The organism is Nocardia fusca NBRC 14340, assembly GCF_001618425.1.
GTDB classification, from domain to species: Bacteria; Actinomycetota; Actinomycetes; order Mycobacteriales; family Mycobacteriaceae; genus Nocardia; species Nocardia fusca.
In genome coordinates this window covers 114,123-131,008 of record NZ_BDCU01000008.1, presented here as the reverse complement: position 1 = coordinate 131,008, position 16,886 = coordinate 114,123, and the positions used below count along the sequence as shown (strand labels likewise).

19 protein-coding genes, 4 tRNA genes and 1 pseudogene are annotated in these 16,886 nt (G+C 68.4%); 13 read left to right on the top strand and 11 right to left on the bottom strand.

The window, feature by feature from the left end; translation table 11 throughout:
- Positions 1-112: 112 nt before the first annotated feature.
- Positions 113-703, bottom strand: a complete 591-nt coding sequence (locus tag NF4_RS02155; RefSeq protein ID WP_063125737.1) for a bacterial proteasome activator family protein — start codon at positions 701-703, stop codon at positions 113-115.
- Positions 704-817: 114 nt separating this feature from the next.
- On the opposite strand from NF4_RS02155, the gene NF4_RS02150 reads away from it, so the two are divergent.
- A complete protein-coding gene (locus NF4_RS02150; RefSeq protein WP_063125596.1) occupies positions 818-2,020 on the top strand; it encodes a cysteine desulfurase-like protein in 1,203 nt (400 codons plus the stop codon).
- 67 nt (positions 2,021-2,087) lie between these two features.
- On the opposite strand, the gene NF4_RS02145 is transcribed toward NF4_RS02150, so the two are convergent.
- Positions 2,088-3,110 (bottom strand): NAD(P)H-quinone oxidoreductase, encoded by a 1,023-nt coding sequence (locus NF4_RS02145; RefSeq protein WP_063125736.1) that lies wholly within the window; start codon positions 3,108-3,110, stop codon positions 2,088-2,090.
- A gap of 71 nt (positions 3,111-3,181) precedes the next feature.
- Here NF4_RS02145 and NF4_RS02140 point away from each other — a divergent pair, with 71 nt between their 5' ends.
- From NF4_RS02140 to NF4_RS02110, 7 genes are all read left to right on the top strand, one after another.
- Positions 3,182-4,357, top strand: coding sequence for an alpha-hydroxy-acid oxidizing protein (locus tag NF4_RS02140; protein WP_063125735.1), 1,176 nt, complete (start codon positions 3,182-3,184; stop codon positions 4,355-4,357).
- A gap of 76 nt (positions 4,358-4,433) precedes the next feature.
- A tRNA-Ser gene (locus NF4_RS02135) sits at positions 4,434-4,521 on the top strand.
- A 190-nt stretch (positions 4,522-4,711) separates the two neighbouring features.
- The gene (locus NF4_RS36210; protein ID WP_084532786.1) at positions 4,712-5,038 is read left to right on the top strand and encodes a type VII secretion target; all 327 of its coding nucleotides are present in this window, start codon (positions 4,712-4,714) and stop codon (positions 5,036-5,038) included.
- On the top strand, positions 5,038-5,763 hold the full coding sequence (locus tag NF4_RS02125; protein WP_063125595.1) for a hypothetical protein: 726 nt from the start codon (positions 5,038-5,040) through the stop codon (positions 5,761-5,763). Before NF4_RS36210 ends, NF4_RS02125 begins: the two co-directional genes overlap by 1 nt.
- 1 nt (position 5,764) lies before the next feature.
- Positions 5,765-6,298 (top strand): hypothetical protein, encoded by a 534-nt coding sequence (locus NF4_RS02120; RefSeq protein WP_063125594.1) that lies wholly within the window; start codon positions 5,765-5,767, stop codon positions 6,296-6,298.
- Complete coding sequence (locus NF4_RS02115) at positions 6,295-6,891, top strand: hypothetical protein (RefSeq protein WP_063125593.1); 597 nt, start codon at positions 6,295-6,297, stop codon at positions 6,889-6,891. The genes NF4_RS02120 and NF4_RS02115 overlap by 4 nt, the downstream gene beginning before the upstream one ends.
- Positions 6,892-7,239: 348 nt before the next feature.
- Complete coding sequence (locus NF4_RS02110; protein WP_269749571.1) at positions 7,240-7,854, top strand: putative glycolipid-binding domain-containing protein; 615 nt, start codon at positions 7,240-7,242, stop codon at positions 7,852-7,854.
- Positions 7,855-7,861: 7 nt separating this feature from the next.
- Here the strand turns inward: NF4_RS02110 and NF4_RS02105 are convergent, their stop codons facing one another.
- On the bottom strand, positions 7,862-8,830 hold the full coding sequence (locus NF4_RS02105; protein WP_232330273.1) for a prephenate dehydrogenase: 969 nt from the start codon (positions 8,828-8,830) through the stop codon (positions 7,862-7,864).
- Positions 8,831-8,888: 58 nt separating this feature from the next.
- Between NF4_RS02105 and NF4_RS02100 the strand changes: the two genes are divergently transcribed.
- The 3 genes from NF4_RS02100 (at position 8,889) to NF4_RS02090 (ending at position 10,079) form a co-directional block, all read left to right on the top strand.
- Positions 8,889-9,428: a tRNA adenosine deaminase-associated protein gene (locus NF4_RS02100; RefSeq protein ID WP_063125591.1), complete on the top strand. Its 540-nt coding sequence runs from the start codon at positions 8,889-8,891 to the stop codon at positions 9,426-9,428.
- 28 nt (positions 9,429-9,456) lie between these two features.
- Positions 9,457-9,891 carry a nucleoside deaminase gene (locus NF4_RS02095; protein ID WP_063125733.1) on the top strand — a complete coding sequence of 145 codons (435 nt, stop codon included), beginning with the start codon at positions 9,457-9,459 and terminating at the stop codon, positions 9,889-9,891.
- A 100-nt stretch (positions 9,892-9,991) separates the two neighbouring features.
- Positions 9,992-10,079: transfer RNA gene (locus tag NF4_RS02090), tRNA-Ser, on the top strand.
- 31 nt (positions 10,080-10,110) lie between these two features.
- Here the strand turns inward: NF4_RS02090 and NF4_RS02085 are convergent.
- Positions 10,111-10,917 carry a ferredoxin reductase gene (locus NF4_RS02085; protein WP_063125590.1) on the bottom strand — a complete coding sequence of 269 codons (807 nt, stop codon included), beginning with the start codon at positions 10,915-10,917 and terminating at the stop codon, positions 10,111-10,113.
- A gap of 174 nt (positions 10,918-11,091) precedes the next feature.
- On the opposite strand from NF4_RS02085, the gene NF4_RS02080 reads away from it, so the two are divergent.
- Together NF4_RS02080 and NF4_RS02075 are read left to right on the top strand one after the other, a co-directional pair.
- On the top strand, positions 11,092-11,703 hold the full coding sequence (locus tag NF4_RS02080) for a TetR/AcrR family transcriptional regulator (RefSeq protein WP_063125589.1): 612 nt from the start codon (positions 11,092-11,094) through the stop codon (positions 11,701-11,703).
- 66 nt (positions 11,704-11,769) lie between these two features.
- Positions 11,770-12,306: a VOC family protein gene (locus NF4_RS02075; RefSeq protein WP_063125588.1), complete on the top strand. Its 537-nt coding sequence runs from the start codon at positions 11,770-11,772 to the stop codon at positions 12,304-12,306.
- A gap of 85 nt (positions 12,307-12,391) precedes the next feature.
- On the opposite strand, the gene NF4_RS02070 is transcribed toward NF4_RS02075, so the two are convergent.
- From NF4_RS02070 to NF4_RS02040, 7 genes and pseudogenes are all read right to left on the bottom strand, one after another.
- Positions 12,392-13,699, bottom strand: coding sequence for an APC family permease (locus NF4_RS02070; RefSeq protein ID WP_063125587.1), 1,308 nt, complete (start codon positions 13,697-13,699; stop codon positions 12,392-12,394).
- Positions 13,700-13,808: 109 nt separating this feature from the next.
- Entirely contained in the window at positions 13,809-14,114 is a 306-nt protein-coding gene (locus NF4_RS02065; protein ID WP_063125586.1) for a hypothetical protein, read from the bottom strand.
- 123 nt (positions 14,115-14,237) lie between these two features.
- Positions 14,238-15,344 carry an epoxide hydrolase family protein gene (locus NF4_RS02060; RefSeq protein WP_063125585.1) on the bottom strand — a complete coding sequence of 369 codons (1,107 nt, stop codon included), beginning with the start codon at positions 15,342-15,344 and terminating at the stop codon, positions 14,238-14,240.
- 85 nt (positions 15,345-15,429) lie between these two features.
- A pseudogene (locus NF4_RS37435) lies at positions 15,430-15,761 on the bottom strand (alpha/beta hydrolase); the annotation flags it as partial.
- 79 nt (positions 15,762-15,840) lie between these two features.
- A tRNA-Arg gene (locus tag NF4_RS02050) sits at positions 15,841-15,913 on the bottom strand.
- A gap of 36 nt (positions 15,914-15,949) precedes the next feature.
- A tRNA-Ser gene (locus tag NF4_RS02045) sits at positions 15,950-16,039 on the bottom strand.
- Between the two features lie 92 nt (positions 16,040-16,131).
- Positions 16,132-16,866: a dienelactone hydrolase family protein gene (locus tag NF4_RS02040; protein WP_063125584.1), complete on the bottom strand. Its 735-nt coding sequence runs from the start codon at positions 16,864-16,866 to the stop codon at positions 16,132-16,134.
- Between the last annotated feature and the right edge of the window lie 20 nt (positions 16,867-16,886).

Genomic DNA, 16,886 nt, shown 5'->3' with positions numbered 1-16,886 from the left:
TCTCCGGATCGACAGGGTTTACCAGGTCGGAGCGAGCGGAAGCTGCAGGCACGGTGCACGACACTACCTCGGTCGGCGAGTCGCGGTACCGGCCGGCTATATACCACCGCGTTCAGAGGTATTGCCCGGTGCCTCCGATGGACTGGCCCGGCTGCGCGCCGCGGCCCTCGGCGGTATGGATACCCGGAGGCAGGGCGCCCTGGCGCATCTGCTCGAGCTGGGCCCGCGCGGCCATCTGCTGGGCGAACAGAGCCGTCTGGATACCGTGGAACAGACCTTCCAGCCAGCCCACCAGCTGCGCCTGGGCGATACGCAGTTCCGCGTCGGAGGGGACGGCGTCCGCGCTGAACGGCAGGGCCAGCCGTTCCAGCTCCTCGCGCAGCTCCGGCGCCAGGCCCTGCTCCAGCTCGCGGATGGAGGATTTGTGGATCTCGGCCAGCCGGGTCCGGCTGGCGTCGTCGAGCGGAGCCGCCCGCACCTCCTCGAGCAGCTGTTTGATCATGGTGCCGATCCGCATGACCTTGGCCGGTTGCTCGACCATATCGGCCAGCGATTCGGAGGCGTCGCGCTCGGCGCCCTCCTGCTCGGGCGCCTCCCGGCCGGGGTAGGACGCGCTCGCCCCGGCGCCCGCGGGCAGCACCAGCGGACGGCCCTCGGGACCGATCACGACAACGGGATCCGATGCGTCATCCGATTGCGTCATGGTCCCCATCATGTCGTGTCCGTGCCGAACGCGCTAAAGCCGGTGGTGGTGACGCGGGTTGTGGACCCTGTACCAGGGTTACCGGAATATGTGCCCTGCCTTAAAGTGACCTGCATGACTTACGACGTCGCGCGGGTCCGGGGACTGATCCCCTCCCTGGCCGACGGCTGGATCAACCTGGCTCCGCAGGCGGGCATGCTTGTTCCGGATTCTGTCTCGCGCGCGGTGTCCATCGGTTTCCGCTCGTCGTCGTTCTCCCACCTCGGCCGTCACAGTGCCGCCAAACGCAGCGCCGATATGCTGCACGGCGCCCGGGTGGCCGTCGCGGATCTGGTCGGCGCGGATCCCAGCGGGGTCGTGCTGGGACCGGACCGCGCCGTCCTGCTGGCCTGGCTCGCCGAATCCCTGAGTTCCCGGCTGGGCCTGGGTACCGGGATCGTGCTGTCCCGGCTGGACGACGAGGCGAACGTGGCGCCGTGGCTGCGGATCGCCAACCGCTACGGCGCCCATGTGCGCTGGGCCGAGGTGGAGATCGAGACCTGCGAGATGCCGGCCTGGCAGTTCGAGGAGCTCATCGGGCCCACCGCGCGGCTGGTCGCGCTCACGGCCGCCTCACCGATCGTGGGCTCGGCGCCCTCGGTGCGGGTCGCGGCCGAACGAGTGCACGAGGTGGGTGGCCTGCTGGTCGCGGACGCGGTCGGCGCCGCACCGTACGCGCTGCTCGATATCGAGGACCTGAACGCCGATGTGGTCGCGTTGAGCGCGCCGAGCTGGGGCGGGCCGCAGGTCGGTGCGCTCGTCTTCCGGGATCCGGCATTTTTGGACCGGATCCCGTCCATGGCGTTGAACCCCTACGCCAAGGGCCCCGAGCGGCTCGAGGTCGGCGGGCACCAGTACGCGCTGCTGGCCGGTCTCACCACCTCGATCGACTATCTGGCCGGCCTGGACGAACGGGCCCGCGGCACCCGCCGGGAACGGCTGGAACTGTCGATCTCCTCGCTGCAGGACTACCACGACCAGCTGTTCGACCATTTGATGAGCACCCTGGAGAAGATCGGCGGGCTCACCGTGATCGGCCGGGCCTCCACCCGGATCCCGACGGTCAGTTTCACCATCGACGGTATGCAGGCGGAGAAGATCGCCGCCGAACTGGCGGACAAGCGCATCACTGTGCTGGCGGGCTCGCACGGCGGCAGCCGGTTACTGGACGCACTGGGTGTGAACGACGAGGGCGGCGCGGTGACCATAGGTCTCGCGCCGTACACGACTCGCCGGGAGATCGATCAGCTCGGCCGGGCCCTGGCCGCGCTCGGCTGACCGGCCGGTCGCGCTCGCTTCCCTCGGGCACGAGCGCAGGCCTGCCGTGGTCGGGCTGCGCTTCCGTCTATCGGCCCGGCCGACTCGATCCGTCGTTGCCGATCCGCAGGATCACCTTGCCGAACGTGTCGTGGTCGTCGAGTAGTTCGTGCGCCCGGGCCGCCTCGGCCACCGGGACCTCGGCGTGGACCACCGGCACGACCGCGCCTGTCTCCAGCAGCGGCCAGACATGGGCCCGTACCTCGGCGATGATGTCGGCCTTGCTGCCGCGGCCGGTGGCCGGGCGGTCGCGCAGTTTGGTCGCGCGCACCGTCCCGCGTTTGGCCATGAGTTCGCCCAGATTCAGTTCGGCGTTCACCCCGCCCTGCATACCGATCACCAGCACCTGCCCGTCCAGGGCCAGCGCCGCCACATTGCGCCCGAGGTAGGCGGCGCCCATGTTGTCGAGGATGATGTCCGCGCCCGGTCCGCCCAGTCCGTGCTCGGCCCGGATCAGATCGACGAAATCGTGTTCCCGGTAGTTGATGAGCACGCTCGCGCCCAGTTCCGCGCAGCGCGCCAGCTTCGCCGCCGACCCGGCCGTCACCGCGACTCGGGCGCCCAGCCGGTCCGCCACCTGGATGGCGTGGGTGCCGATCCCGCTGCCACCGCCGTGGATCAGCAGCAACTGCCCGGAGTGCAGGCCGGCGGTCAGCACCAGATTCGACCAGACCGTCGCCGCGACCTCGGGCAGTGCCGCGGCCGCCGCCAGATCCAGGCCGTCCGGCACCGGTAGCACCTGGCCGGCCGGGACCACCACTTTCTCGGCGTACCCGCCGCCGGACAGCAGCGCGCACACCCGGTCGCCGGCCGACCAGTCCCGGACCCCCTCGCCGACGGCCGCGATCACCCCCGAGCATTCGAGTCCGGGCACGGCGGTGGTGCCCGGCGGGGGCGCGTAAAGGCCGCGCCGCTGCAGCAGATCGGCCCGGTTGACCCCGGCCGCCGCCACGTCGATCAGTACCTCGCCGTGCCCGGGTACCGGGTCCGGGGCGTCGGACCACTCCATCACCTCGGGGCCGCCGAATCCGTTCAAGTTGATCGCACGCACGGGACCCATACTGCATCAGAAATTGCCGAGAGGGTGCCCGCGACTGGCCGGACACGGCTACCGTGAGCGCCGTGAGCAGCTTCATCGACTTCCAGAACGAGATCTACCTCCAGGGAATGGGCGGGACGGTCCCGGAACTGCCGATGACCGCGGACGGATTCGCCGACCGGGCCCGGGAGTTGCTCGACGCACGCGCCTACGCCTATGTGGCCGGTAGCGCCTCCACCGAACGTACGGCCGTGGCCAACACCTCCGCGTTCGATCGGTACCGGATCGTGCCGCGCATGCTCTGCGGGACCAGTGGCCCGGGCGCGCGCGACACCGCGGTCGAGGTACTCGGCACCAAACTCGCCGCCCCGGTGCTCACCTCGCCGGTCGGGGTGCTGGAACTGCTGCACGAAAAGGGCGAGGTGGTGGTGGCGCAGGCCGCGAAGGAACTGGGTGTCGGTACTGTCCTGTCCACCGCGTCCTCCGCGACCATCGAGGAGGTGGGTGCGGTCGCCGGCGACTGGTGGTATCAGCTGTACTGGCCCGCCGACGACGAGCTGGCGCGCTCGTTCGTGGAGCGCGCGCAACGGGCCGGTGCGAAGGCGATCGTGGTCACCGTGGACACCCCCTCGCTGGGCTGGCGGCCGCGGGATCTCGAACTGGGGCACCTGCCCTTCCTGCTGGGCAAAGGTATCGCCAACTATCTGTCCGACCCGGTTTTCCGGGCGAAGCTGTCCACGCCGCCGGAGGAGAGCGAGGACGCGCTGCGGTTGGCGATCCTCACCTGGGTCGGCCTGTTCGGCAACCACACGCTACGTCCCGCCGACCTGGCCAAGCTGCGGGAATGGACCGATCTGCCGATCGCGGTGAAGGGTGTGCTCCATCCCGACGATGCCCGGCTGGTGGTGGACGCCGGCGCGGACGCGGTCTGGGTGAGCAACCACGGTGGCCGGCAGATCGATAATTCGATCGCCGCGCTCGACGCACTCGGTGCGGTGGTCGGCGCGGTGGGGGACCGGGCCGATGTGCTGTTCGACTCCGGTGTCCGCTCCGGCTCGGATGTGCTGGTCGCCCTCGCTCTCGGCGCCAAAGCGGTGGGTTACGGCCGGCCCTGGGCGTATGCCCTCGGTATCGCCGGCAGCGCGGGGGTGCGCCACGCACTGCGCCTGCTGCTCGCCGATTTCGATTCCGCCATGGGACTTTCCGGTTGCGCCGACCTCTCCGGTATCACCCGCGACCTGCTCGCCGTGCCCCGGTGACCGCGCGGTCGGCCACCGGGTGACCGGTGGTCGGCTTTGGGCCGCTCCGGGTCACATCGGTTACCATCGAGGCCCTGGAGACGTGGCAGAGCGGCCGAATGCACTCGCCTTGAAAGCGAGAGTCGTGAGAGCGACCGGGGGTTCAAATCCCTCCGTCTCCGCCAGAATCGGCAGATCGATCTGTCTCCGGCGTTCGGCTTCGGCCTGCCGTCGCAACGGGCCCGCTCAGCACAGGAGCGCGGGACTGCGCGGTGCGGCCGCCGAGCGAGCCGGTTGTCCCCCCGTCCGGGCTGTGTAATGGTTTTCTCCAATTGCAGAGTGCGGTGTGGGAGCGCCGCTGGAGGGAGGGGCCGGATGCCGGAAGAACTCGATGTCGATCCGGGCGAAGTAGACAAATTCTCGGCGAGCCTGCAGAAACTGGCGGACGAGAACGCCGGCGCCACGGCCTATATCGACAAATGGCTGGTGGTGGACAACACGGTATGGGGCGACGGCGGACTGATCCGTCTCGGACTGAGCGCCGTCAGCGAGGCCCACGCGAAATTGAAGCCGAACTACGAAACGCTGGGACGGCTGTCCGCGGCCGCCGCGACCGAACTGGCCGCGGTGGCTCAGATGTACCGCACCACGGATCGCGCGAATGCCGCGGCATTGGATCGCACCTACGAGGCCGGTAAGTGATGGCCGGCGCACCTGTCGAGAAACTGGCCGAGCCCGCGCTCGAAGATCCGATGAACGACAAGTTCGAGTTTCTCGTGACCTCCAACGAGATCTCACCGACGTACTGGGCGTGTACCTGGCTCAAGAACGTTGTCGGCGTGGACCCGGTGGAATGGTTCTCGCAGAAGATCGCCGGCGATTGGGAAGCGCTGCAGCGAGCGGGCGTGGCTGTCGAGAATCTCGCGGCATACAACACCGGCTTCGCCGCCGAGGTGGAGAAAGCGGCCGAGGCGGTCGACCCGACCTGGGACGGCAACGCGGCGTCGAACGCGCAGACGTACTTCGCCGAGTTGGCGACCGCGGTCACGGCTCAGGTCGATGCCTTGAACGCTGTTGCCGACGAGATCAAGAACTATGCGAACGCCGCGTACTACGGCGCGAAGACGATCGGCGATTCGGTACAGACGCTCCTGGATATCGGCGCGATCGCGATCATCGAATGGGCTGCGGTCAAGGTTTCCGCGGCCACCGGCGTCGGGGTCGTCGCTACTGCGGCGCTGGTCGCGGCCGCTACCCTGACCACTCTCAGGGCGATCGCGGAATTCAACATGATGGTCTCGAAACTGTCCGCCCTCTATATCGGCCTGGAAGGGACGGCCGGGCTCATCTACGCGGGCCTGGGCACGATCCAATCCGGCGATCTGCCCACACTGCCGCAGAACTCCTACGACCATCCGGGGGCCTGAAGTGAGTTCACCAGAGCCGGTGCACGACCTCGCGCGTGGTGATATCGGGGTTTCGCGTCAACTCTCGAAGGCGCTCGAGGTCATCATGGCGGGTACCACCGACCCGCGGCTGAAAGACCAGATCCGTGCCATCCTCGACGGCCGGGCCAGCGCCCGGGAGTTGATGCACAGCGACGCATTCAACGTGGTTCTCGATCAGACCATGCCCGCGGCGATGCAGCAGTTCGCGGAGATGCCCGAGGAGGAACGGCAGCGGCTCGCGGCCCAGGGACAACGACAGCTCGACCAGCTCCGCGATCAGCCGTCGACGTGGTCCGGCCCGGTACCGTCGGCCGAGCCGTCACAGGTAGCGCCGCAACCACCACAGGTAGCGCCGCAACCACCACAGGTAGCGCCGCAACCGCCCGCGTCCCCAGTGGGAAGCGCACGGCCGGGGGGACGCAGGTCCTATCGCGACGAGGTCGTCACCCCCGATGAACCAGATGAGGACGACCTCTACTTCCGTGATCGCTGGCAGAACGGCTGGATGCGGTGACCGGGCGGAAGAAAGTGCTCTTCGATACGGAATCGGACCCGGACCGTGTCCCGATTCTCTCCACCGCACCGCTCGAACTGAAACTCGCCGAGTCCCTACCCGATGTGTGCAGTGAACACGGCCTGCCATCCATCGAGAGTCGGCCTTTCGTAGTGAATTCCATGGGACAGCCGGGGTCGGAGATTCCGACTATGCGGGTTTTCCTCGGATCGATCAGGCTGCCCTGGAAACCTCAGGAGAACTACGGGGTACAGGCCCGCCTCCGATTCGAATGCCCGGCCTGTGAATACTGCCTGGCCGAGGTCCGTCGGTTCCAGCGGATTGCGCTGCTGATGCTGTCGGCCGTCGTAGTGACGATCGGGGCGCTGGTAGCCGCGGTCCTTTTCGGGGTCGAGCAGCTCTATGTGCCCCTGGGGTTCGCCGCCGTGCCCGGATGCTTCCCCATCGCGCTGGCTGTCGGCGTGGTCGCCTGGATGCGGTCCGATTACTTCGCGGATGTCTGGTTGACCGATTCGACCGAGCAGTTGATCGTGTCGGCGCACCCGGACTTCGTCACCGCGGTCGATCGGCTTCGAGCAGAGTCTCGGGACTGAGGAAGTTGTGCCGTCGTCCGAGCGGTCACCGCTCGCGGTGTAGATCGCGTTGCCGAGTCGTCGGACTCCCCGCGCCGCGACCGTCGTCACCGGGGATCGCAAGCACTCCACATCAACCTACAGAATCCGATGCTGTCGGACTCTCGCCGGTGGGCAGCGCACGGTGTTACCCGACCGTTGGCCCGGTGACGTGCCGGAGCGGCTGTCCATACACTCGCCGGGGAGAGTAACCGGGTCGTACCCGCTCGCTCACCGGCGTCATGTGGGGTAGGCCGGAGCCGGCGTCGTGCGACGCGGAATACGGCCCGTATGAGCGCTGTGGGCGCGGGTGTTGCGTACGGTGGACACGTGACGCAATCGAGCGACGTAACCCCCGGACCGGCGGCGACGCCGGCCGCCGGGCGGTGGCCCGCGGTTCTCACCTGGCGTGCGCACGACGGCTCGCGGATGGAATCGGTTCGCGTAACGCTCAACGGCAACCGGATCCGCGCCAGCGGCCGCATCATCGGCAGCGGCTGCGGCGAGCACACCGCGTTCAGCGCCTCCTACGACCTGGTCACCGACGAGAACGGGGCGACCAGGCGGCTGTCGATGAGCAGCACCACCGCCGCCGGGGAGCGGCACGCGTCCCTGGCCCGCGACGAGGAGAACTACTGGCTCGTCGACGCCACCGGCACCCATATCCGGTCCATGTTCGGTGGTGCCCTGGACGCGGATGTGGTGCTCAGCCCGTTCTTCAACACCCTGCCCATCCGCCGGTTCGACCTGCAGCACGCCATGGAGGATGTGCAGGTCCCGGTGGTCTATGTCCGGTTGCCGGAGCTGACGGTGCAGGAGGCCGATCTCACCTACAGCAGCGCCGGAGACGGGATCAGCGTTCTTTCGCCGGTGTCCAGCGCGACCCTCACCGTCGATCCCGACGGTTTCGTCTTGGACTATCCGGGCCTGGCCGAGCGGGTCTGAGTACGGGTCAATCGCCGGCCGGAGCCACCGGGAGGTGGGTTAGGACCCCGCCCGCCCGGCCCGCTTCCTGCAGTTTCTCCAGCCAGCCCGGCGCGCCCGGAAAGACGTCGGTGATCTCCCAGCGTTCGGCCGTTTCGTAGCGCTGCCGGGCGGCGTGACCGGCCGCGGTCAGGTCGGCGAGGGAGGTCTGCGCGCTCAGTGACTCCCTGGCCTCACCCAGCGCGGTCAGCGTCTCGTCCAGTACCGCCAGCAGTGCCTCGGAGTTGGGTTCGCAGATCGCCCGCACCAGATCGGGTGCGGTGCCCGCGACCCGCGTGCCGTCCCGGAACGACCCCGCCGCCAATCCGAGCGCGAGGTCCCCGCCGCGGGCCCCGGCCACCGCCAGCGCCTCGGCGAGCACATGCGGTAGATGGGAGATCCGGGCCACGGCGCGGTCGTGTTCGGAGGCGGTCACGGGGACGGCCACCGCACCGCAGTCCAGGGCCAGCCGCGTGACCCGTGTCCAGACGTCCGCGTCGGTGCCCGGGTCCACCCCGACCGCCCATGCCGCGCCGCGGAACAGCTCCGCATCGGTTGCCTGCCAACCCGATTCGGCGGTGCCCGCCATCGGGTGCCCACCGACGTAGCGGGCTTCGAGCCCGTACCGCCGCACGGCCGCCGCGACAGGGGCCTTCACACTCACCACATCGGTCAGCGCGCACCCCGGCGCGTATTCGGCGATCGCGTCGAGCATCGCGTGCACCGCCGGCATCGGCACCGCCACCACGATCAGAGCATCGGCCTCGGCGGCCCGGCGCAATACCGCAGCGAGATCGTCGCCGACATCGAAACCCGAGGTACGGGCCGCCGCCACGCCCGGCGCCGAGCGGTTGTATCCCCAGCACGTCCGACCGGCGGCGGTCGCCGCACGCAGCAGCGAGCCGCCGATCAAACCCGTTCCGAGAACACAGAGCGCCGTATGGTCGTCAGCAGTCACCGGAACAGATTCGCATACGACTTCATCTAACGGCCCCGGGCCGACTACCGTTGCGCCCATGGCAGCACAGCGCTCGGGGACGAACAGGGCGGCGTCGGATGATTACGACGACGTGGAAGGGTTCGCGGTGGCCGTTGTCCGGGAAGACGGTACCTGGCGGTGCACTCCGTTGACCTCGGCCGCGCTCACCACCCTGTCGGCCGCGGAGAACGAGCTGAAAGCTCTGCGTTCCTCCGGCGCGGTCTTCGGACTCCTGGACGTCGACGACGAGTTCTTCATCGTGGTCCGGCCCGCTCCCAGCGGTACCCGGCTGCTGGTGTCGGACGCGACCGCGGCGATCGACTACGACATCGCCGCCGATGTCCTCGAGGAACTCCATATCGAGATCCCCGATATCGATCCCGACGAACTCGACGATGTCGAACCGTGGGAGGAGGGCGACCTCGCCGTTCTGGCCGATCTGGGCCTGCCCGAACCGGTGCTCAGTGTGATCCTCGCCGAGACCGATCTCTATCCCGACGAACAGTTGGCGATGATCGCCCAGCGGCTGGGCTTCGCGTCGGAGTTCTCCGCGGTGCTCGACAAACTGCCCCGCTGAGGTGAGCGTTCCGCTCGCCGATATCGAGATGGTGCGTACGGCCCTCGCCGTCGCCGCCACCGCCGATCCGCGGGATGTTCCCGTGGGCGCGGTGGTGTTCGACGACCAGGGTCGGGAGCTGGCCCGCGCCACCAATGCGCGTGAGGCCTCCGGTGACCCCACCGCGCATGCCGAGGTGCTGGCCCTGCGCCGCGCGGCGGCGGTGCACGGCGACGGCTGGCGGCTCACCGGCACCACTCTCGCGGTGACTCTGGAGCCGTGCACCATGTGCGCCGGCGCGCTGGTGGCGGCCCGGGTGGAGCGGCTGCTGTTCGGGGCGTGGGAGCCGAAGACGGGGGCGGTCGGTTCGCTGTGGGATGTGGTCCGCGACCGGCGTCTCAACCATCGTCCCCAGGTGCGCGGCGGGATCCTGGAGACCGAATGCGCGGCGATTCTCGACGAGTTCTTCCGGACCCAGCGCTGAGGCTTCTCCGGAGAGGGTCCCGCGCGTGTGGGCGCCGGGAAAGTTCGCAGGTCGGAACCCCGATTTAGGGATACGGGGCTGTTCCGGTATTGTTGCGGGCGGTGGCGTGTCCGAGCGGCCTAAGGAGCACGCCTCGAAAGCGTGTGAGGGGTAACCCCCCTCCGAGGGTTCAAATCCCTCCGCCACCGCTTCAGCCCCTTACCTGTGGTGAGGGGCTTTTCAATGGAACGGCCGGGAGGGCACCGCTTCGGACGGCGGGGTGGCCCGCGTCGCCGAGTAGCGTTCGAGATGCAGTGTGCAGGTGGGGTTCACCCGCGGCAGGGCGCGCGCGGCAGCTTCCTGCATGGGGGTGGGCCCGCAGACATACACGGCCGCATGCGGGTTCGCGCGGGCGAGGATCTCCTCCATATCCGGCGTCCCGAACTCGTCGTCCGGCCGGATGACCGCGCCGGGGACCCGGTCGAGGAAGGGCATCGACTCCCGGCTGCGCCCGATGTAGACGAGGTTGCCGCGCCGGCCGGCCGCCTGGGCCATGGGGAGGAGGGGGGTGATTCCCATGCCGCCGGCGACGAACAGGTACTCCTCCGCGTCGATGAACGGGAAGGTGTGCCGGGGGCCGTGGACCCGCAGTGCGTCACCGCTGCGGAGGCTTTCGTGGATTTCGATCGAGCCGCCGTTGCCGTGTGGCATGAGCCGGACGGCGATGCGGTAGGCGGATCGGTCGCGGGGGTCGCCGCACAGCGAGTACTGGCGGCGGCGCCCGGACGGTAGGGACAGTTCCAGGTGGGCGCCCGGTAACCAGGCGGGTAACGGATCGCCGTCGGGATCCACCAGGATCACGGTCACCACGTCGACGGCCTTGCGCCGGATCGCGGCGACCACGAGCCTGCGGTTGAATCCGCTGTGCCAGAGCACCTTCGAGTGCGGTAGCAACGAGGCGGGCCGGTGGGCGACGAATATCGATCGGCAGACGTCCACGGCCGTGCCGATCATCTGGAAACCGCGAGCCGGTACCTGGGTGCCCATCAGTTGTCTCCCGATAGTCGGGATGTACGACGCACCAGGGTGGAACAAGCGGCTGCTCGGCTGGTCTGCACCATTCGGCGAATCTACATCGCAACATAATTAATAGCAATGTTGCAATATTGCGAGTGCCCGATAGGTGTTTGCGCTCACGCGGTACTTGCTAGCGTTAACTGCATGTCCGCCGCGTATACATCGTCACCCGGACTGCAGGACGGTATCGAGGCTCGCATTCTGGACGCGGCGTTGATCAGATTCAGCGAGTTCGGCGTCAAGAAGACGACCATCGAAGACATCGCCAGGCAGGCCGGTGTCGACCGCGTCACCATTTATCGCCGCGTCGGTTCCCGCGACGATGTAGTGCAGGCGGTCGTGAGCCGAGAGGTAGCCGCGGTCCTCATCGAGGTCGACGCCATCTCCACCCGGCACTCCACCCTGGCCGACCTGGTTGCCGATATATTCGTGACAGTCGTCACACGGTGGCGGGATCATCCGCTGGTCAAGCGCATGCTGACCGTCGAGCCCGAACGCATTCTGGAAAAACTGACCGTGGAGGGCGGTCCGGTCTTCGCCATGTCGGTGGCGGCCGCCCATACCGCCCTGTGCCGCGCCGCGGACGCCGGGCTGTTCACCGAACCCGCCGATCTGCTGACCCGCGCGGAAGTGGCGTGCCGGCTCGTGCACTCGTTCATCCTCTGCCCGTCGGGCCTGGTGCCGTTGGAATCCGACGAGCAGCTCGACGAATTCGCCCGCGCCTACGTGGTTCCCATCGTGGCCTCCGGTCGATGAGGACAGACCCGCCGGGCGGCGGTGCAGAGGACAGCAACTGACCGCATCGGATGTCATGCTCGCGCCATGACCACTCCACCCCTGATCAGTCCAGTATCCGAGCTCGGCAACGGTTACGGCAGCCTCAACGCATTCGCCGCGGTCAAAGGCCCCGGTGGCGCCCGGGCCTTCATCGAATTCCTGGGCGCGGTGTTCGACGGAGTAGAGACCCCGGAGGCGCACGCCGTCGACACCGATGGCCTGCTGATCCACGCGGAGGTGCGGATCGGCGATTCGTGCCTGATGGTGGTGGACTCCAAACCGGACTGGGTGTTCACTCCCGCCCTGCTCCAGGTCAATGTGGCCGACTGCGACGAGATACTGCGGCGGGCGGCGGCGCGGGGCGCGCGGATCATCACCGAGACCACACCTTTCTACGGCGCTTCCTCCCTCGCCCGCTTCATCGATCCGTGGCGCAATGTGTGGTGGCTGTTCGGGCCCGCGATCGAGAACGCCCCGGAACCGACCTGGGACCCGGACGCGGCGACGGAAGAGTCCGAGATCCACGCGACCATCTGCCGGGCCATGCGGGAATTGTCCGCGCCGGCGGGCTCGGCGCCATAGTTCCCGATGGACGGTAGTGGGCCGTGATCGGCGGCCCCCACCTTGTTGCCGGAGCGGAGTCGGCGGGCCTCGTGCCGGATCGCCGTCAGGAGGCAGCGCCGGTGCCGGACGACCGTTGTCGCGCCCGGGCGCGAACCACGTAGATCGCCACTCCCACAGCGGTAGCCGCCACACCGGAAGCCACTGCCGTCCAAGGCAGGGTGACGGCCAGTACCAGGCATCCGAACAGGCCGAGGACCGGGATCACGCGCGGTGGCCGGTTCTCGGCCGCGGTCAGCGTCCGGGCCGAGGCGTTGGCGACGGCGTAGTACAGGAGCACACCGAAGGAGGAGAACCCGATGGCCGAACGTACATCGGCGGTCGCCGCGACCACCGCGACGACCACTCCGACGCCGATCTCCGCTCGGTGCGGCACCCCGAACCGGGGATGCACCGCCGCGAGCGCGTGTGGCAGATAACGATCGCGCGCCATGGCCAGCGTGGTGCGCGAAACCCCCAGGGCCAAGGCGAGAAGCGAGCCGAGTGCCGCCGCGGCGGCCCCGGCGCGGACCACGGGTTCGAGCCAGGTCACGCCGGTGGCATGCACGGTCTGTGAGAGGGGAGCGGTCGCCTCCGCCAGCTGCCGGGGGCCGAGTACGGCCAGCGCGGCCACCGCGACCACTGTGTAGACGGCCAGGGTGATGGCCAGCGCGAGTGGAATCGCCCGCGAGATCGTGCGCGCCGGATCGCGTACTTCCTCTGCCAGAGTGGCGATTCGCGCGTACCCCGCGAACGCGAAGAACAGCAGTCCCGCGGACTGGAGGATCCCGCCGACGGTCACCTCGTCGTCGAACACGAGCCGCCCCGTTTCGGCGAGCCCGCTGGTGAAGGCGGCCACCACCACGGCGGCCAGCACGCCCAGCACGACGGCTACCACGAGGCGGGTCAGCCCGGCCGATTTCTCCACGCCGCGGTAGTTGACCGCGGTCATCGTCACCACGGCGGCGACGGCGACGGCATGTGCCCGCTCCGGCCATACATAGGCGCCCACGGTCAGCGCCATCGCCGCGCACGAGGCGGTTTTGCCGACCACGAAACTCCAGCCCGCGAGAAACCCCCAGAACTCCCCGAGCCGCTTCCGGCCGTACAGATAGGTGCCGCCGGAAACCGGATACCGTGCCGCCAGCCGAGCCGACGAGGTGGCGTTGCAGTAGGCGATCACCGCCGCCACCACCAGCCCGGCCAGTAGCCCGGCCCCGGCCGCGCGCGCGGCCGGCCCGAGCGCGGCGAAGATGCCCGCACCGATCATCGAGCCCAGACCGATCACCACCGCATCGGACAGTCCGAGCCGCCTGCGCAGCCCGCCGGGAACCCCCTCCGGCGGGTGGTCCGGCGTAGATGATTGCTCGGCCACAGCTTCTCCTAGCAGAACACCGAGCCGGCAGCTCGGACAACCGACAGGCCGATTCGCAACTTATGCCCTGATCGACGCCTTCGCTACCCGACCGGACCGCAGGCCGCGCTCAGTCGATGCCGGCGCGATACCGGGTGACCGCTTCCTCGACCTGCCGGCCATCCTCGGAGCCCTCCCGCTCGACGGCCCGGACCACGTCCGCGATCTTGGCCATACGTCGCTCGACCTTTTCGCGGTAGTTCTCGAGATCGGGCTCGTGGTAGCCGGCGATAGCGGAGAGGACTTCGTCGAGTTCCGTCGCCACATCGGCCGCGCCCAGCTCGACCAGCCGGTCGCGCACAGCGGTCAGGTCGCCGCTCCGGCCGAGCAGTTCCTCGGGTCCCAGTTCGGACAAATAGTTGTCGCCGCCGCTCATATCTGCATCCTCCCGGCTCCGGGTCGTCGTGGGTTCGGTCCTCGCCGCCGGTATAACCACTTTCTCGCTCCGCTATCTGGTGGGCACTCGATGCGGTGGACGAACGATCGGCTCTTCGGTTCGCTACCGGTCGCCGAAGAAGTCGCGGATATCGTCGACCAGCAGAGCGGGCTGCTCGAGGGCCAGGTATGCGCCGGCCGCGTCGATCTCGGTCCAACGGGTGACCGTGGTGTCGCGGTCGGCGAAACGGCGAACGGTGACATCGCCCGCCGCGACGACGAAGGCGGTCGGCACGGCCACCTGCGGCTTGGGCGCCCAGGCCGCAGGGTCGTGGGCCAGGTCGTTGTAGATCTGCGCGATCGAACCCGATGTGGCGGTGAACCACTGGACGCTGACATCAGTGAGTATCCGGTCCCTGCAGATCGCCTGTTCGGGCAGTTCGGCCTGCGGATCGCTCCATTCTTTGAACTTCTCCACCACCCAGGCCAGCAACCCGATCGGCGAGTCGTTGAGGCCGTGCGCGATGGTCTGCGGCCGGGTCGACATGATGATGTTGAACCCGATGCCGTCCCGCATGAACGTGTCGATCGCCGCCATCCGCCGTTGTTCGTCCTCGCTGAGCCCGTCGACGTTCTCGTCCGCCATCGCGACGTAGGCGTTGACGTGCAGGCCGATCAGCCGGTCCGGCACTTGGCGGCCCATCTCGAGCGATAGGTTCGCGCCGCCGCCACCGCCGTGGGCGCCGAACCGCTCGTAGCCCAGTCGTGTCATCAACTCGGCGAATGCCGACGCGGTCCGCGGCACGGTCCAGCCGGTATCGGCCAGCGGGGTCGAGAACCCGAAACCGGGCATGAACGGGATCACCAGGTGGAAGTCTCGCGAGAGCGGCTCGATCACATCGAGTAAGCCCACCGCGCCACCGGGATTGTCGTGCAACAACACCAACGCCTTCGCGTCCGGACGCTCATTGCGGATGTGCTTGAAATGGATCCGCTGACCGTCGATCTCGGTGGTGAACTGCGGCCACCGGTTCAGTTCCGCTTCGGCCTCGCGCCAGTCGAATTCGTCCCTCCAGTAGTCGGCCAGCTCGCGGAGATAATCCACCGGTACGCCGCGGCTCCAGCTCGCGCCCGGCAGGGCGGGCGTCCAGCGCGCCCGGGTCAACCGCTCGCGCAGGTCTTCCACTTCCGACTGCGGAACGTCGACAACGAAGGGGTGAATGGTGGACATGGCATCTCCTTTGGAACGGAATGATCTCTTCCGATTAAAGATAGCGGAATATTCCGTTCCGTTCCAGATGGGCTCGAATGTTCCCGGGAACGGTGATCTGCCGGGCCTCTTCGAACATGCTGCGAGGCACGAAACTCCCGGCGAACAGCAGCGCGGCCGAGATGCGCGGCTCGACCACCGCCAGTCGGACGCCGATGGCGATCACCTCTCCCGAGCACCCGACCGGGCCGCCGATCCCGGGCAGCGATAGGGGGCGTCCAGCGCGGTTCGCAATTCCGGTACCGCTTTTGCGGCCAGCGGGAGGACGAGCCGGTCGACGATTTCGTCGGTGACCGGCTCGCCGGCCTCCAGCGCGCGGCGCAGGTCGGCGCGGACCTGCTCGGCGTCGGCGGCGCGGCGCCGGTCACCGCTGCCGGGGCAGTGTCCGATTCCGGTGCATGCACTCGAAACGCCGTCGGCCCCCGATCCGCCTTCGCGGGTCGGGGGCCGATCTCTGTGCGCCCGAAGGGATTCGAACCCCTAACCTTCTGATCCGTAGTCAGATGCTCTATCCGTTGAGCTACGGGCGCGTACGCGTATTCAGTTGTCGCCCGGTTTCCCGGGCGTGGCGGAGGCGAGAGGATTTGAACCTCCGGTCCCCGTGAAGGGACAACTCATTAGCAGTGAGTCCCATTCGGCCGCTCTGGCACGCCTCCTGGAGCCTTCTCTTCGAGGGCACCGGTCCTTTCGAACCGCCGAGCAGAAAGGCTACCCGAGCTTGTATGAAAACTGCAAAACGGCTGGTCGATCAGCGTAAGTGGCTGTCGAACCAGTCGAAAATGCGGGTTCGGGGGTCGACCAGGTCGTCCCCGTCCTCACCGCCCGGATGGTCGGCGCGGTGGAGTTGGCCGGGATAGGCGACCACGAGGCTGGCGACGGCGGCGGTGGCGGCGGCGTCGCGGAGGGCGTCCACGTCGTCGGCGGACGTATCCGCTTCGGCGCCGAACAGGCCCAGCCAGGGGGCCTGGAGGCGCGGTGCGGCCACCACCAGTGCTTCGGCTTGTTCGGCGATGGGGGTGGAGATGCCGGTGGCGCCGACGCTCACCGCGGCGCCGACGGGACGGTTGGTGGCCACGAGGAAGGTCGCGGTGCCGGCGCTGTCGAAACCGAGCACGCCGATGCAGTCCGGGAAGACACCGCGATGGGTGAGCCAGTCGAAGCAGGCATCGAAATCCTCGAAGAGTTCGTCGCCGTACACCCCGGACGACGGCGCGGTGGCGCGGTGGAACAGGTTCGGTGCGACGACCAGCCACCCTTCGCCCGCGAGGGCGTGCATGAACTCCAGCAACGATCCGGTGAACTCCCGGGCCTCGTGCAACAGGACTATTCCGCCGCGGGCGAAACCGTCCGGTTCGATGACTGTGATGGGCACATGTTCGTCGGGTTTCGGGCTGGTGGCAGCCCCTGTCGGCTCTCGGTCGTGTCCGTTCGCTTCCGGTTCGCCGCGCCGCAGCAGCGCGATATCGTCATAAGTGCCCGACATGTTCCCAGCGTAGGGCGATA